Origin of the sequence: Lacrimispora sp. (assembly GCF_032078915.1) — a bacterium.
Classification (GTDB): Bacteria; Bacillota; Clostridia; order Lachnospirales; family Lachnospiraceae; genus Lacrimispora.
In genome coordinates, this window is sequence record NZ_DAMAUN010000073.1 from 1 (window position 1) to 15,546 (window position 15,546).

12 protein-coding genes and 1 riboswitch are annotated in these 15,546 nt (G+C 44.2%); of the genes, 2 read left to right on the plus strand and 10 right to left on the minus strand.

What is annotated here, in order from left to right; translation table 11 throughout:
• From RT269_RS22570 to gcvT, 9 genes are all read right to left on the minus strand, one after another.
• The coding region (locus RT269_RS22570) for a PTS transporter subunit EIIC (protein WP_313186001.1) at positions 1–935 on the minus strand (935 nt) is incomplete at its 3' end.
• Positions 936–953: 18 nt separating this feature from the next.
• A complete protein-coding gene (locus RT269_RS22575; protein ID WP_313186003.1) occupies positions 954–2,315 on the minus strand; it encodes a family 4 glycosyl hydrolase in 1,362 nt (453 codons plus the stop codon).
• Positions 2,316–2,542: 227 nt separating this feature from the next.
• The gene (locus tag RT269_RS22580; protein ID WP_313186005.1) at positions 2,543–3,301 is read right to left on the minus strand and encodes a MurR/RpiR family transcriptional regulator; all 759 of its coding nucleotides are present in this window, start codon (positions 3,299–3,301) and stop codon (positions 2,543–2,545) included.
• Positions 3,302–3,918: 617 nt separating this feature from the next.
• Positions 3,919–5,331, minus strand: a complete 1,413-nt coding sequence (gene lpdA, locus RT269_RS22585) for a dihydrolipoyl dehydrogenase (RefSeq protein ID WP_313186007.1) — start codon at positions 5,329–5,331, stop codon at positions 3,919–3,921.
• Between the two features lie 18 nt (positions 5,332–5,349).
• Positions 5,350–6,348, minus strand: coding sequence for a lipoate--protein ligase (locus tag RT269_RS22590; RefSeq protein WP_313186009.1), 999 nt, complete (start codon positions 6,346–6,348; stop codon positions 5,350–5,352).
• Positions 6,332–7,792, minus strand: a complete 1,461-nt coding sequence (gcvPB, locus tag RT269_RS22595) for an aminomethyl-transferring glycine dehydrogenase subunit GcvPB (protein ID WP_313186011.1) — start codon at positions 7,790–7,792, stop codon at positions 6,332–6,334. Before gcvPB ends, RT269_RS22590 begins: the two co-directional genes overlap by 17 nt.
• Before the next feature lie 4 nt (positions 7,793–7,796).
• On the minus strand, positions 7,797–9,116 hold the full coding sequence (gene gcvPA / locus RT269_RS22600; RefSeq protein ID WP_313186012.1) for an aminomethyl-transferring glycine dehydrogenase subunit GcvPA: 1,320 nt from the start codon (positions 9,114–9,116) through the stop codon (positions 7,797–7,799).
• A gap of 13 nt (positions 9,117–9,129) precedes the next feature.
• Complete coding sequence (gene gcvH / locus RT269_RS22605) at positions 9,130–9,513, minus strand: glycine cleavage system protein GcvH (RefSeq protein ID WP_313186014.1); 384 nt, start codon at positions 9,511–9,513, stop codon at positions 9,130–9,132.
• 25 nt (positions 9,514–9,538) lie between these two features.
• A complete protein-coding gene (gene gcvT, locus RT269_RS22610; RefSeq protein ID WP_313186015.1) occupies positions 9,539–10,621 on the minus strand; it encodes a glycine cleavage system aminomethyltransferase GcvT in 1,083 nt (360 codons plus the stop codon).
• A 164-nt stretch (positions 10,622–10,785) separates the two neighbouring features.
• Positions 10,786–10,868: riboswitch (glycine riboswitch) on the minus strand.
• A 315-nt stretch (positions 10,869–11,183) separates the two neighbouring features.
• Between gcvT and RT269_RS22615 the strand changes: the two genes are divergently transcribed.
• Positions 11,184–12,512, plus strand: a complete 1,329-nt coding sequence (locus RT269_RS22615) for a sensor histidine kinase (RefSeq protein WP_313186017.1) — start codon at positions 11,184–11,186, stop codon at positions 12,510–12,512.
• Between the two features lie 117 nt (positions 12,513–12,629).
• A complete protein-coding gene (locus tag RT269_RS22620; RefSeq protein ID WP_313186019.1) occupies positions 12,630–13,520 on the plus strand; it encodes an AraC family transcriptional regulator in 891 nt (296 codons plus the stop codon).
• 157 nt (positions 13,521–13,677) lie between these two features.
• On the opposite strand, the gene RT269_RS22625 is transcribed toward RT269_RS22620, so the two are convergent.
• Positions 13,678–15,543: an ABC transporter ATP-binding protein gene (locus RT269_RS22625; RefSeq protein ID WP_313186020.1), complete on the minus strand. Its 1,866-nt coding sequence runs from the start codon at positions 15,541–15,543 to the stop codon at positions 13,678–13,680.
• Between the last annotated feature and the right edge of the window lie 3 nt (positions 15,544–15,546).

Below are 15,546 nucleotides of genomic sequence, written 5' to 3' on the forward strand. Positions count from 1 at the left end.
GCCATAACATCTTTTCTCTTCTCAGGTTTGGCCGTGGTATAAAATGCCAGCGCAATTCCGATGGGAGCAAACACCTTAGTCATACCAAACAGTGAGAATCCGCCTCCCGGAAAGACATCCTTCAACGGAACCGTTACCTGAGAAAATTCAATCAGGTGGTCAGCCCAGTATGCCCGGATTCCACCTTCCACTGCCGCCGCATCATACAAAAACGGCGAGTAAATAAAGTGATGCAGACCGGTGGGAATCAAAATACGCTCACAGAAGGCATACACACCGACCCCAAGACTTCCGGTTTCCTTCATAAAATACTGGAAGGTCGCAATCACATGCTGAATCTGCGGCCAAATCATGCAGAACACAAAGGACACCACAAGCATCAGGAAGAATCCAATGGCACAGATAAAGCTGGATCCCCGGAACACCCCCAGCCAATCCGGCAGGCTTGTATCAAAATAACGATTATGCAGCCATACCACGATTCCCGATACGATCAAGGCTCCCACCATGCCCGTATCCAGAGTCTTGATCCCGCCAATCATAGCCAGACCGCTGACACCGCCAATCTCGGCGGAAAAATCCACACCAAACACATCTCCCCAGTTGGTGAGGATGCTTCCGACAAACAGGTTAAAAGTCATATACAGCACGAATGCTTCCAGACAGCACCTGGCATTCTCTTTCTTTGCCAGACCAATGGGCAAACCAATCAGAAACAGAAACGGAAGCTGCTTCATCACCGCATCCGCACCGGCCCGGATGGTAACCCAAAACTTGAGCCAGTTCGTACCAGAATCCGCCAAACTCCCCATAATCATCGGGTTTTGAAATACTGTTGAAAAGCCTACCATAATACCAGCAAACGTCAGTAAAAGCACCGGCGTATACATTGCCCCGCCAAACCGCTGGACTTTTTCCATTGCTTTTTGAAACATAGGACCCCCTCCTATTCGTTAGTCATTTTTTACAGTAGTAAATTCAGATCCCCAAAAATCAACATTTGCTTCAATTAAATCATCCAAAATCTTTTTCGCTGTATCCGTATCCACGACAGTCCGGTTTAAGGCCAATGCCTGGAGCAGTTTTGTCTTATCTTTTTCAAACAGTCCATCCACTGTCAATTTCTCATATGCATATTGGTTCTCCATCATCCCCTTGTAGAAAGTACCAACCGGCTCCATGGCCAGAGCTTCCGCACCGTTGCTGCCCACTCTGCAGGCAACCTCTACCATCATATCAGGATCAATATTCGGAATAATGCCGTTGTTCTTCACAATGATGAGGAAGATGTTATTCTCGTTGTTTAAAATGCTGATTGCCAGTTCTACAATATAGCTGGCATGAACATTTCTCTCACTTCCCAGTTCATATGGCGTTCCTTTGATCTTCCCCAGCTTAATGACCTCATTCAGCATGGAATATACCTTCTTCTCCTTGCCATCCATAATCTCGTTGGCACGGGTATAGTTGGGATCCGAAGTCTCCACTACATGATCCGGATAGAGATAATATTTTAAGTATGTATTTGGAAGATATTCCGGGTAATCCCTTAACATCCGGGCCATAAAATTGTAGGTCTCCAGCCAGGACTGCTCCATCACATGCTCCTCATTCCCCTTGCCGAACGTATGGCCGGAAAGAAGCTTTTCCTTAATCGCCGGAGCCAGGTCCACTCCAGTCTTTTTGTCATATACATGGGTAAACCAGCCAAAGTGGTTAAGGCCAAAGTATCTCGGTTCAAAATCCAGACGTGTACATCCCATCAACTCTCCATACCGGTCCATGATCGCAATGGGCATATCGCAGATGTTGAGAATCCGGTGATCCCCCGGGAATACCCGCTTGGTCGCTTCGGCAACAATTGCCGCCGGGTTGGAGTAATTCAAGATCCACGCTTCCGGGGAGTATTTGCGGATGGTCTTTACCAGTTCAATAATGGCCGGAACGCTCCGCAGCCCGTATGCAAAACCGCCTGCCCCGCAGGTCTCCTGTCCCACACAGCCGTGTTTTAACGGAATTTTCTCATCCTTCTCCCGCATGGTGATCTTCCCTGCCCGAATCTGCACCAGCGCAAAATCTACACCCTCAAAAGCAACCGCCGGGTCCGTGGTATACAAAAAGGTTTCAAGTTCCGGATAATATTCCCGCATCAGAATCTCACCGTACTTTCCGACAATCTCCTGACGGTCTGCTTCAATATCATATAGCACAAGGCGTTTAATTGGAAATTTCTCTTTCTGGGAAGCCAGCATTGCCATTAATTCCGGATTACGAATGCTGCCTCCGCCAACGATTACAACATTATGAGCCTTCATAATTCTAATACTCCTTTTCTTTCAAGTTTTGCGTGTGCACCGCTTTACGAGATACATAATAACTATATTCTCCATTAAATACAATACATTTTTGTGCAATTGTTACCAATACCATAAGTTGTGAACTGTCACAGGAAATGTGAAATTTCACAGCCTGATTCCACCTGTTTTACACAATATAATCCGGAAAATTCTTCAAAAAGAAAAAAGAGCAGCTTCTGCTCTTTTTAAAGGTAAATATCACCCATATACTGAATGCATTTAATACACAAAATTTCAATAACCGAAAAGATTAAGCTCAAAGACTCAAACATCATATCGTCCTTAATGGAAACAGTCTCCGGCGACAGGAACAACTGGTAATCACTCATATTTGCCAGAGTGTTGTCTCCGGAAAAGGTGAGGGAAATCACCCGGACGCCCTTGCTTTTTAGCTGGATCACAATGTCCTTAATAAAATTGGAATTGCCTTTCTTGGAAATGATCAGCACCACATCATTCCGGTCCATAAAGGACAGTTCCCGCTGAAATTCCCCTTCTCCCGTAATATTCTCCACCAAAATATCCAGGGAGAGAAACATTCGCTTAAACTCGCCGGCCGCCGCCCGCTGAATGCTTCCCGTGCCATAGACAAACACCCGGTTGGCCTCATGGAACAGCCTGCAGATCTGGGTCATGTCCATGTCCCGGAACCGTTCAATGGCCTTGATGGTCTTGTCACAGATGGTCTGCAGATAATCAGCCGGATCCCGGGCAAATTCCGTAGTTTCCCAGCGCAGGTAAGTCTTTAACTCACTGTAGCCGGTCAGTCCCAGTTTCTGGGCAAAGCGCATAATGGTGCTTCTTGAAACATTGCACCGCTCTGCTACCTCTTCGATGGAAAGCCCGGAACAAAGAGCCTTGTTATTGCCTACATAATTCCAAATATGCTTGTCACTTGCATTCAGGCTTTCATAGTGTGTACTGAACATTTCCTCCAGCCGCATGTCCCCCTCCATAAATAATCCGACGTATTGTTCCCATTAAACCAAATCACTTTATCTTTAACAATGTTTCATGAGCGGTTAAATCACCTTTTTTTGGTTATTCATCTAATTCATCCATAAACTCTTAGTTTTACACTACATAGCTTTATGTATATTATATCATCTAATAAAATTTTTGCATTCATTCTGCATTAAATATAAAATTTTTTAACCTTCATTATAGTTGCGATTGCGAAAAGGCAACACCAGGCTCTGCAATTATATTTTCACATAGCAATTCTTTCATGTCAACAATTGTATATAAAAATACAAAGCCTTATCAACAGGGTGATTCTTTGCATTTTATCATACCAATCGTAATATACCCATAATGGATTCAGGTACATGCCGGCTTTTGGCATTGAGCAGGATGCTGCATAGAGAATATATTGAATAAGGCGGAAGAATCCTATAGAAAATCGGTGCCGGGACCCGTATCCTGACACCGATTCGTCTATCGCCTGAAAACGGCTGGCTGCCGTTATCTGTTTATTGATGGACGGGCCAGCCGTATCCTTAAAAGGCTGGATCGCCCTCCGCATCCCCGACGTATCAGGTGTACGGAATTACTAGTAAAATCACCTGCGGGGCAGTGCATGAATTGCTCCGCCAATACAATCCTCAAGCGCTTCCCCTACCAATTCATTATAGGTAGGATGAGCCCGCATGGCTTTTAAAATCTGCTCTGCAGTAAGTTTATTGGTAATGGCAGTTCCCATCTCTCCAATCATATCCGTAGCTCTGGCGCACATCATCTGTGCTCCAAGCAATGCGCCCGTTCCCTTATCTGTTACAACTTTAACAAAGCCTCTCTCTTCCTTTGTTATAAATGATTTACAGTTGGCATGGGTTAAGGTTTTCCCGGTAACGGTTTCAATTCCTTTCCCTTTTGCTTCCTCTTCTGTTATTCCGACGCATGCAATTTCAGGATCCGTATAAACACATGACGGAATAACCGACAGATCGATGGACGGTTCTCTCCCGTTCATAAGTTCCACAGCACAGATGCCCTGGGAGCTTGCAGCGTGGGCCAGCTGGATGCCTCCGATCACATCTCCGATCGCAAATACCCCCGGCATACTTGTTTCAAAGTTTTCCTTCACCGCAATCCTGCCCCGGTTCATTTCCAGTAAGGTCCCTTCCTCCAGCAGTCCGTCCGTATTGGGAATGCGTCCGGTGGCAGAAAGCAGGTATGGCGTCTTTATGACCTCAATCTTTTCTTTGTCTTTTGCCATTTCCCCATAGGTACAGATAAAATCCCTGCCCTCTTTTTCAATTTTCCGGACAAATGCCCTGGTATGGATGTCGATGCCTCTCTTTTTCAAAATCAGCTTTAAATTCTGTGAGATTTCTTTATCCAGACCGGGCAGAAGCCTTTCTTCCGCCTCCAGTAAGGTGACCTTGGAGCCAAAGGAAGCGAATACAGTGGCAAACTCCACCCCAATGACTCCGCCGCCTATAATAATCAGGCTTTCCGGTATATGATCAAGCTGAAACAACTCATCGCTGGTCATGACTCCGGGTAGACGGATTCCTTCTATGGGCAAAATAGCCGGCTTTGATCCTGTTGCCAGCAGGATCTGTTTCGCCTGAAGGAGTTCTTCCCCTTCCTCTGTCTTGACCCTGACCGTTCCATCCCTGGTCAGCGTCCCAGTCCCCTGTATCCGATCAATTTTATTACCCTTAAGAAGCTGTTCCACACCCAGTCTGAGACTTTCGGAAGTTTCATTTTTATAGGACATCACTTTTCCATAATCACAGCTCACCTCTTTTGAGATGATTCCGAATCTCTCTCCTGTCAGGACCTCCTGATATAATTTGGCAGCATGCAGCATGGCCTTCGCAGGAACGCAGCCGCGGTTTAAGCAGGTACCGCCCACTTCCCGGTTTTCGATCACAGCCGTCCTCATTCCCAGCTTTGCAGCCTTAATCGCCGCTACATATCCTCCGGGGCCTGCGCCAATAACAAGCAGATCATATCGTTCTTCCATCCTATCCCTCCCTGGTCTCTATAATTCTGCAGCAGCAAAAAACTCTATTAAGTCTTTTATCATGGCCGACTGGGCCTGGGTTTCCGCGGGCACCTGATCCAGCTTATTGCGGATATCTTCATTCTCATATCTGCTTCCCTTTATATACCCGGGGATCCGGTCCATAAGATCCGGTTCCATGGAATCGGAAAACAATTGCAGATCCTGTATGATCCCACTGTTCACCTGAAACTGCCAGATTACATTTCCCCAAACAAAGCGCTTTGACAGTTCGTACTGAAAATCCATGTTACGCCCGTACAGCCAATCCCAGGAAGAAAATTTCTTTCTTCCTTCTGACAATGCTTCCTGGTCTAAATCCTCCTGCCTGCAGAAAACCGCCTTACGTCCATAAGTTTCCTCAAATGCCTCCAGAAGCTTTTCCTTTAACATATCAATGGTTAAATCAGCCCGGTATTCCGAAAGATTGGTTACTCTGGATTTAACGGAATCCACTCCTTTTAATGCCAGCTTATCCTTTGAAACCTGCAGATATTTAGAAAGCTTCTCCATATCTGCATGAACCAGCAGAGTTCCATGATGATAGCATTTCTCTCCTCTGGTATAAAAGGCATTGCCGGAAAATTTCCTGTCTGATACGGTGATATCATTTCGTCCGGATTTTTCTGCATGGATTCCCAGTTTTTTGACCCCATTCAAAATGACATCAAGCTGTTTATCCAGATCATAATGTTTCTTATTAACAAGAAACGTAAAATTTAAATTGCCAAGGTCATGGAATACGGCGCCGCCTCCTGAAAGCCTTCTCACCAGGTGGCCGCCATCCTGCTCCAGTTCCCGGATCCTGCATTCCTTCCATGGATTCTGGTTTTTACCGATCACAACGGTATTTTCATTCTGCCAAAGGTATAGGATAGAAGTATCCCGCCCCGCTGTTTCCAATAAATACTCCTCAATCGCAAGATTCAGATACGGGTCATGGCTGCTTCCGTCTATATATTTAATTTCCTGTATCATCTTTATCTGTTTCCTTATCTGAGAAGTCGTACTTTAACTTTGGATTTCTGGCTGCCCTTACTTCATCAAGTCTTGTGACTGGTGTATGGATGGGCGCCTGATGAAGAGCTTCCGGATGTGACATTGCTGTTTCATGGAGGCTGCGCAATACAGATATTACTTCATCCAAGGTTTCTTTTGACTCTGTTTCCGTAGGTTCTGCCATTAAGGCTTCTGGTACGATCAGCGGAAAATACATGGTCGGCGGATGGATCCCATGGTCCAATAGTCCTTTTGCTATGTCCATGGCTGATACACCGGTTTCTTTTTTAAGCCTTGCCAGGCTCATGACAAATTCGTGCATGCAGGGTCCCTGGTATGCCATATCATATACATCCTTTAATTGCGCCATCATATAATTGGCGTTTAATACGGCATGCTTTGAGGCTTCCGGAACGCCTTCCTTTCCAAGCATAAATAAATACGTCATGGCTCTGACCACAATTAAAAAGTTACCATAAAAGCTTTTCACCTGTCCGATGGTACTGGCAGAACGATGAAACGTATATCCCTTATCCTCCTCAACCATGCTGCCCGGTAAAAATTCAGCCAGGAGATCCTTGCAGCCAACTGGTCCGCTGCCCGGGCCTCCGCCTCCGTGAGGAGTAGAAAATGTCTTATGGAGATTTAAATGGACCACATCAAATCCCATGTCACCTGGTCTTATCATGCCCATAACGGCATTTAAGTTAGCCCCGTCATAGTAGTTAAGTCCTCCGGCTTCATGAACGATTTTTGTAATCTCCAGTATGTTTTTATCAAAAAGTCCTAATGTATTGGGATTGGTCAGCATCAGTCCGGCCGTATCTTCCCCGACTGCTTTTTTTAACTCCTCCAAATCCACTCCGCCGTCTTCTGCAGACGGGATACTGATTACGGAATAGCCCACCATTGCCGCACTGGCAGGATTGGTTCCATGGGCAGAATCCGGTACTATGATCTTTGTTCTTTTTATGTCGCCGCGGCTTTCGTGATATGCTTTTATCAGCAAAAGTCCGGTAAATTCACCGTGTGCTCCTGCTGCCGGCTGGAAGGTCATGCGATTCATTCCGGTGATCTCACATAAGTACTTTTCTGCTGTCTTTAATATTTCCATGCAGCCCTGCACGGTATGCTCCGGCTGCAGCGGATGAATCTGCTTAAAGCCAGGAAGAGCCGCTATGTCTTCATTGATCTTGGGGTTATATTTCATGGTGCAGGAACCCAAAGGATAAAAGCCGTCATTGACACCATATGCCTTTTTCGCTGTTTCTGTATAATGCCTGCTTATATCATTTTCAGACACTTGGGGAAGGTGCAGGCTCTTTTTTCTTAAACTGCCTTCTTCCGGCAGGCTCACCGGCACATCACATTCCGGCAGAATGCTCATCTTTCTTCCTTCCTGTCCTTTTTCAAATATCAGCATAACCTTACACCTCCTTCAGAATGCCAATGACACGGTCAATGTCATCCTTTGCATTCATTTCCGTGCAGCACCATAAGATCTGTCCGGCTCTTTCACCGGTCAAAGGATAGCCACCAAGAATTCCATGCTCTTCCAGTATCCCCAGCACCTGTTCCGCCGGGAGCTTTGAAGCGGTCACAAATTCGTGGAAGAATTCTCCGCGGTTTACAACCGGATACCCGATTGCTTCCAATTGCTTAGCCATATAATGAGCTTTTGACATACACTGGATGGCAGTCTCTTTCAGTCCTTCTGCTCCCATAGCAGATAAATAGACTGATACTGCCAATGCACAAAGTGCCTGGTTTGAGCAGATGTTGCTTAATGCTTTTTCTCTCCGGATATGCTGTTCCCTTGCCTGAAGGGTCAGGACGTATCCTGTTTTTCCGTTGGAATCAACGGTTTCCCCGACAATCCTTCCCGGCAGCTTTCTGATCAGTTCTTTTGTACATGCCATAAAACCGATATATGGTCCGCCGAATGCCAACGGCAGTCCAAGGGGCTGCCCCTCTCCCACTGCAATATCAGCACCGTATTCTGCCGGCGTCTTAATGATTCCCAGGGAAATAGGATTCACGCCCATAATATAGCGTGCATTGGCTTCCCTTGTTATGTTGCCGATCTCTTCTGCCGGTTCCAGACTTCCGTAATAATTTGGATGCTGAATGTAGACACATGCGGCCTGGTTATCCAGATGTTCTTTCAGAAAATCCAGATCTGTTATGCCGTCTTTCTCGGGAATAACCGTCAGTTCCATCCCATTTCCAAAACAATAGGTCTTTATGGTTTCCATCACCTGAGGATGGACCGCTGCAGAAACAAAGGCCCTGTTTTTCTTTCGGTCCCTGCACATAGCTACCGCTTCTGCCGCCGCTGACGCACCGTCATACACGGAGGCATTGGCAGTGTCCATTCCGGTGAGTTCACAGATCATTGTCTGGTATTCAAATATGGATTGCAGGATTCCCTGGCTGATTTCCGCCTGATACGGGGTATAAGCCGTGTACAGGGTCTCCTTGGATAACACGCTTTTCACAATGGATGGAATATAGTGTCTGTAAGCGCCTGCCCCACGGAACATGACAGGAAATACTTTATTCTTTGCTGCGATGCCTTCCATCTTCTTACATACTTCCATTTCAGACATTCCGCCGGGAAGATTCAATCCTTCTTTTAAAATAACTTCCTTGGGAAGCTGCCCAAAAAGGTCTTCTACGCTATTAATACCGATCGCTGACAGCATTTCTTTTCTGTCTTGATCCGTTGCCGGTACAAATGAACCCATATGCAAATCTCCTTTATTCGATTTCATTTTTTACAAATTCTTCGTATTCCTTGAGACTTAAGAATTCTTCTTTATCCGTAATATCAGTTATCTTTGCAAACCAGGCTTCATAAGGAGCTTCATTGATCTTTTCCGGTGCATCAAGAAGTTCTTCATTGATTTCCGATACAACTCCGGTCACCGGGCAATATACGTCTGATACAGCTTTTACAGATTCCACATCAGCAAATACTTCACCGGCGGTCGTCTCGTCACCCTCTTCCGGAAGATTGACGAAAACAAGCTCTCCCAATGACTGCTGGGCATGATCCGTAAGCCCGACCAAAGCTGTTGTTTCATCTTCAAACTTCACCCATTCATGTGTTTTGGTGTAAACCAGATCCCCTAATACTTTCATAATTAATTCTCCTTTTCCTTGTGGATTATTTTGATTTTTTATAAAATGGAAGGGTAACCACTTCCGCGTCTACTTCTCTTCCCCGGACGATTACCGTTACCTTCGTACCTGCTTTTGTATATTCTTTATCCAGGATAGCCATGGCTGCCGGATAGCCCAGATATGGACAATGGGTTCCCGAGGTTGTAAAGCCTGCCTTCTTTCCGTTTACAAGAACCTCTTCCTGTTCCCGAATGATTCCCCGTCCGGTTACTCTTAGGCCTACTCGTTTTCTTATAAGAGAATCTTTATTCGGCAAATGGCTTTTTCCGATAAAATCTTCCTTCTGCATCTTCACTGCAAACCCAAGACCGATTTCCACTGGATTTATATCATCGTTCATTTCATGCCCGTATAACGGCATGCCGGCCTCCAGCCTCAGAGTATCTCTGGCCCCCAGCCCGCAGGGGATCAGTTCATATTCCCTGCCTGCCTCCATGAGCGTTTCCCACATTGTCTCAGCATATGTATTGTCTAAATAAAGCTCAAATCCATCCTCTCCTGTATAACCGGTTCTGGATACCAGACATGTGATTCCGGCCACTTTTCCGTCAAAAACTGCATGATAGTATTTTTCAGGAATATCTGTGGTCAGTTTCATGAGTATTTCCTGTGATCTGGGACCCTGCAGGGCGATTTGCGTGATTTTATCGGAAATGTCTTCAAACACCACTTCTCCTAATTTATGTGCCAGCATCCATTGGTAATCCTTTTCTTTATTGGACGCATTAACAACGATAAAATACTCCTCATCTTTTTTCTTATAAACAATCAGATCATCCACCGTTCCCCCGCGCTCATTGCACATGGGACTGTATCTTGCCTGTCCGATCTCCATATCTGTAAAATCATTGGTCAGCAGCCGGTTAAGATTCTCAAGTGCATCTTTCCCCTTACAGATGATTTCCCCCATGTGGGAAACATCAAAGAGCCCTGCCCTTGTCCTTACTGCCATATGCTCCTTTATGATTCCCTCTTCATACTGGATGGGAAGAAGATACCCGGCAAAAGGGACCATCTTGCCGTGATACTTCAGATGCATTTCATAAAGCGGTGTTTTTAGTTCCATGTTTTAATCCTCCTTAAATAATTTATATGATAATATAGGAACATCATCCGTTTATATGCACAAAAAAAGGCAGAAAGAAATACTCCTATTGGATATTCCTGTCTGCCTCTGTCCTTTTACCTGAAAGATTAACTTCGTCGGTACATAAATGTTCTCCAGAGTTACGTCCGAATCCGATCCTTTTGCCTGAGAGTTTCTGCCTTCCCCTTCGGCGGCACAGATTTGTGCTCTCTCTCTGATTCATCATCCGTTCTTTAATATTGATATTATCAGAGTATTTTTGCACTGTCAATCATTTTTTACACAACCTTTCAGAATGATTCTGACAACTATGAAACTATCTTTCATGGCGACTCCAAGCGGCCTCAGCGGTGCCATTGCAGCACAGGCAATTTATTATAGATAAAATATAAATTAAATGTATAATATGATATACTACTAAAGTCGATTTAAACGGAAAAGTGTTGAATATTCTCTTCCTATCTAAAGTCTATGGGCTTTGGAGAACGAAACTTTTACTATTGGACTTAAATGAAAACCCCTTAAAGGAGGAAAAGTAAGCATGCAGCTACTAGAAATCGTTTTAATGCTTATTATTTATGATATCTATTTTTTTACCTATTTCAAACATATGTTTCCGAGCAAAAGAAACCATTTGCTCTTTTATGCGGCTGCAATTTTTATCAATATCGGCATTACTTTACCCGCCTATCTGTTTCTGGACCATCGGATCGCGGTCCTTTTCATAATGGGTTCGATTATGTTAGGCTTTTTTATGCTGTTTCGTGTAAACCGGGTACAGATTATTTATGCCGGCAGCGTCTATATGTTTTCTATCTATAGCAGCAGAGGGATTATCTGTTCGATCTATTCGATGGTTCTGCATACCAGCATCAAGGATGTCCTGCAGAATGGAAAATATTATAATTCGATAACAGCGTTAGCCGTAATACTATCCATACTGAGCGTCACGTTTGTCCGAACGATAATCGTTCCGGATAACAAGGCCAGGTATGCGCTTACGAACAAAGAGCAGCTTGGTTTTACCGTCGTCTGCCTGATCAGCCAATTGTTATTTCTTATGTTTGTAAACGACGGGCGCTATAGTGTTGAAATTAAATCAACCTGGTATACTGCTTTATATTTTGGGGCTAGCATTATAAGTAAACTATGTATGCAATTTGTTTTTCACCATACTGCCAAGGTGGTAGAATTACTTGAATACGAACTTCATACCCGCAAGCTGCAGGAGCAGCTGGCCAGCCAGATGCGGCATTATCAGGCGTACCGCAAGTTTACGGAAAGCTACCGCATATTCCGCCATGATTATAAGAAGATGATGACTTCCGTTAAGGTTTTAATGAACAACAAGGAATATGAGAAAGCGGCACGTATGCTGGATGATATCCATGACACGATGCAAAGGGAGGTACTTATCCATAAAACTTATTCTGATAATATGCTGCTGGATGCCATCCTGCAGGACGCGGCCAATGCCTGCGGGGAAAAGAGCATCCGTTTTTCAGCACACGCACTTCTTCCTAAAGATGTACGGATGTCAGAGCTGGACATTGTCCGTATTTTTTCAAACACAATGGATAATGCCATAGAAGCCTGCAGTAAAATATCAGATAAAGAACGCTTTATTGAGATCGCAAGCGCCGGAAGCCGGGAGTGGGCAACAATTGAGATCGCCAATTCGTTTAACGGCGAACTGTCCCTGTCAGGAGGGGAACCGGCAACTACAAAAGAAGATAAGGAGATCCATGGATTAGGACTGCGTATCATAAAGGAAACGGTTGAAGGCCTTGGAGGTATGGTAATAATGGATCCAGATCAGGAAAAAAGAATCTTTAAAATCAGGATCTGTATCCCAAGAAGCTCATCTTGAGGTATGATCAGCTGCAAACCTCCTGAACTTTCAATATTGGTATTGTAACAATTACAATTTTATATTACAATTTAATGTGAGTGCTGTACAATTTTAAAACCCAAAGGAGGCGTAACCATGGATTCACCAATCAACTGGTGTGATAAATATTTCCATTCAAAAGACCATGTCGTCCTGACACAACAGGAACTGAATTTGCCGGGTATACGGCTGTTTGCCATGCACAATATCCACAACGCGATCATTCCTCGTTTACCTCATTATCATGAAAATACGTTTGAATTTACCTTTATATCCAGGGGAAGTATATCCTACTATACGAAGGAATCCGAATATGAAGTCTCCAGCGGAAATATCTTTATCTCTTTTCCTGACGAAGTCCACAGCACAAACGAAGTTCCTATTTCCTTAAATGAGCAGTACTGGCTCCAGGTCGATATCAGCGATCCGAAAAACCTGTTATTTTTAAATGAGGAAACTGCAGAACAATTGATCCAGGATTTAAAAAGCATAAAGAGGCATATCATATCCACGGATATCAAGGAGACCCGTCCTCTGATTGAAAAAGCCTTCGAGCTGGCCTTATCCAGCGGAAACCACCTGCTGATTGCCGGATATCTTCTGATTTTCTTCCAGTTAATGATAGCGGCCTCCAAAGAGGACAGATGTTATCTGACCCATGATATCGAAGCAGCAGTCCAGTATGTCGATGAGCATGTCACGGAAGAATTATCACTGCATACACTGGCCGGAATCTGTAATCTGTCCGTCTCACAGTTTAAACAGAAATTCAGGCGGATCGTAGGCATCTCTCCGCGGAATTATATCAATAAGAAAAAAATCAACGTTTCAAAAATGCTGCTTCTCAAGGATATTCCTGTAACAGAGGTGGCCATGCAGTTGAACTTTAATACCAGCAGCTATTTCTCTACTGTTTTTAAAAAATATACAACACTGACTCCCAGCGAATACATTCAATCAGAACTTTTTAATAAGGAAACTAAATAAGTATGGGGAAGATCAGTTTCTGCCAGATTGATCAGCGATTAAAACTGCAGATTAATAATTAAGTTAACAAAGCCGCTCAGTGCAATGCCGAGCGGCTTAAATTGGTTGTATTCATTCCCGCCAGTTCTTATTTTCTGTAATTCCAGCATCCCATTATTTATTTAAATTTGGCATTTCCGCCTTGGATGGCCTTCCCCATCTGGCTCATAACCATTTCATAATACCGGCCTTTTCCGTTCATCAGGCTTTGGTGATTTCCATTTTCCAGGATCTGTCCGTCACCTATCACCATGATGTGATCCGCATCGCGGATTGTTGAAAGACGATGGGCAATTAAAAAACTGGTCCGGTTCTGCATGAGACTGACCAAAGCCTTTTGTATCTCTTTCTCCGTCTTTGTATCAACACTGCTTGTTGCTTCATCAAGGATTAAAATCGGGCTGTCACAAAGAACTGCTCTTGCAATGGATATCAGCTGTCTCTGTCCCTGGCTTAAATTATCGGTGGCTGCGGAGACATTCGTCCCATAACCTTTAGGAAGTTTATCAATAAAGTCGTGGGCATGGGCAATTCTCGCCGCCTGGATCACTTCTTCCTCTGTGGCATCATTCTTAGAATAACGGATATTGTCCATGATTGTTCCACTGAACAGACTGGTATCCTGAAGCACAACGGAGAAGCATCTTCTTAAGCTGTCCCGTCTGATATGGTTGATCGGTACCTTGTCAATCATGATTTCACCGCTGTCTGCATCATAAAACCGTGTTAATAGATTAACAATTGTCGTTTTACCAGCACCGGTTTCTCCGACTAATGCAATGACCTCCCCTGGATTTACGTGAAAACTTACGTTTTTTAGAATCGGCTTTGTTTTATCGTAAGAAAAACTCACATTATGAAAAGAAACCTCTCCCACCGGATGTTGGATTTCTACCGCATCTATATGATCTTTGGTTTCTTCCTCATAATCCAATATTTCGAAAACCCGCTCAGCTCCGGCCAGTGCAGATTGTATCGTATTAAACATTCCTGCCACCGAATTCAGGGGTTGTGCAAACTGCTTTGAGTAACTTAAAAAGCTCACGACTGTACCTACCTTCAGGCCATAGCTTACCGATAATATACCACCTAAGATCGCAACAACAGCAAATACAAAATTATTAATGACATTCATTAACGGCATCATATAACCTGACCAAACCTGGGCTTTGCTGCTGCTTTCACATAATCGCTCGTTGATTTCTTTAAACTGCTGAATGACATCTTCTTGTCTGTCAAAGGCTTTCACCATTTTTAAACCAAGAATATTCTCTTCGACGACACCGTTCAGTGCCCCAAGACTTCTCTGCTGTGCCAAAAAGTAAGCACGGCTTCTGGCAGCAATCGTTTTTGTCAATAAGGAAACTAGCGGCACGCACAGCAAAACCATAAAGGTAAGCGGCAGATTCAAACGGATCATGACTGCCAGAGAACCCACAAGGGTTAAGATGCTGGAGATCAGCTGTGTCGTTGTCTGAGCTATGGTGGAACTGATATTATCCACGTCATTTGTAATTCTGCTCATGGTATCCCCATGTGACCGGGTATCATAAAATTCAAGAGGAAGCTTCTGCATTTTCTCAAAAAATTCAGTACGAAGCGTAAAAACCAGCTTCTGGGAGATTCGCAGCATCATTACACTATTAATCAAATTAAGCAGCCAGTTGGCCAGATAGAAACTTAATATGATGATAAGCAGTGAAACCAGCTTGTCGGAGTCCACACTCCTATTTATGATATCGAAGGTATTGAATGTCTTACCCACATAATATGGAATCGCTACTGATATTAGGGAAGAGAGAACGGTCAGAAAGATCGCCGCAAATATGGTCTTCCCCCACCGCATGTAGATTTTAACAATCCGAAGCAGCGTTCCTTTTGCATTTTTAGGTTTTGCAGTCGGGGCAAAACGGTCTCTTCCGCCTCCCGGACGCTGACTTATTGTCGGTACTTTTGGCTGCTGCTGACTGAATTTTTCTGCCATACC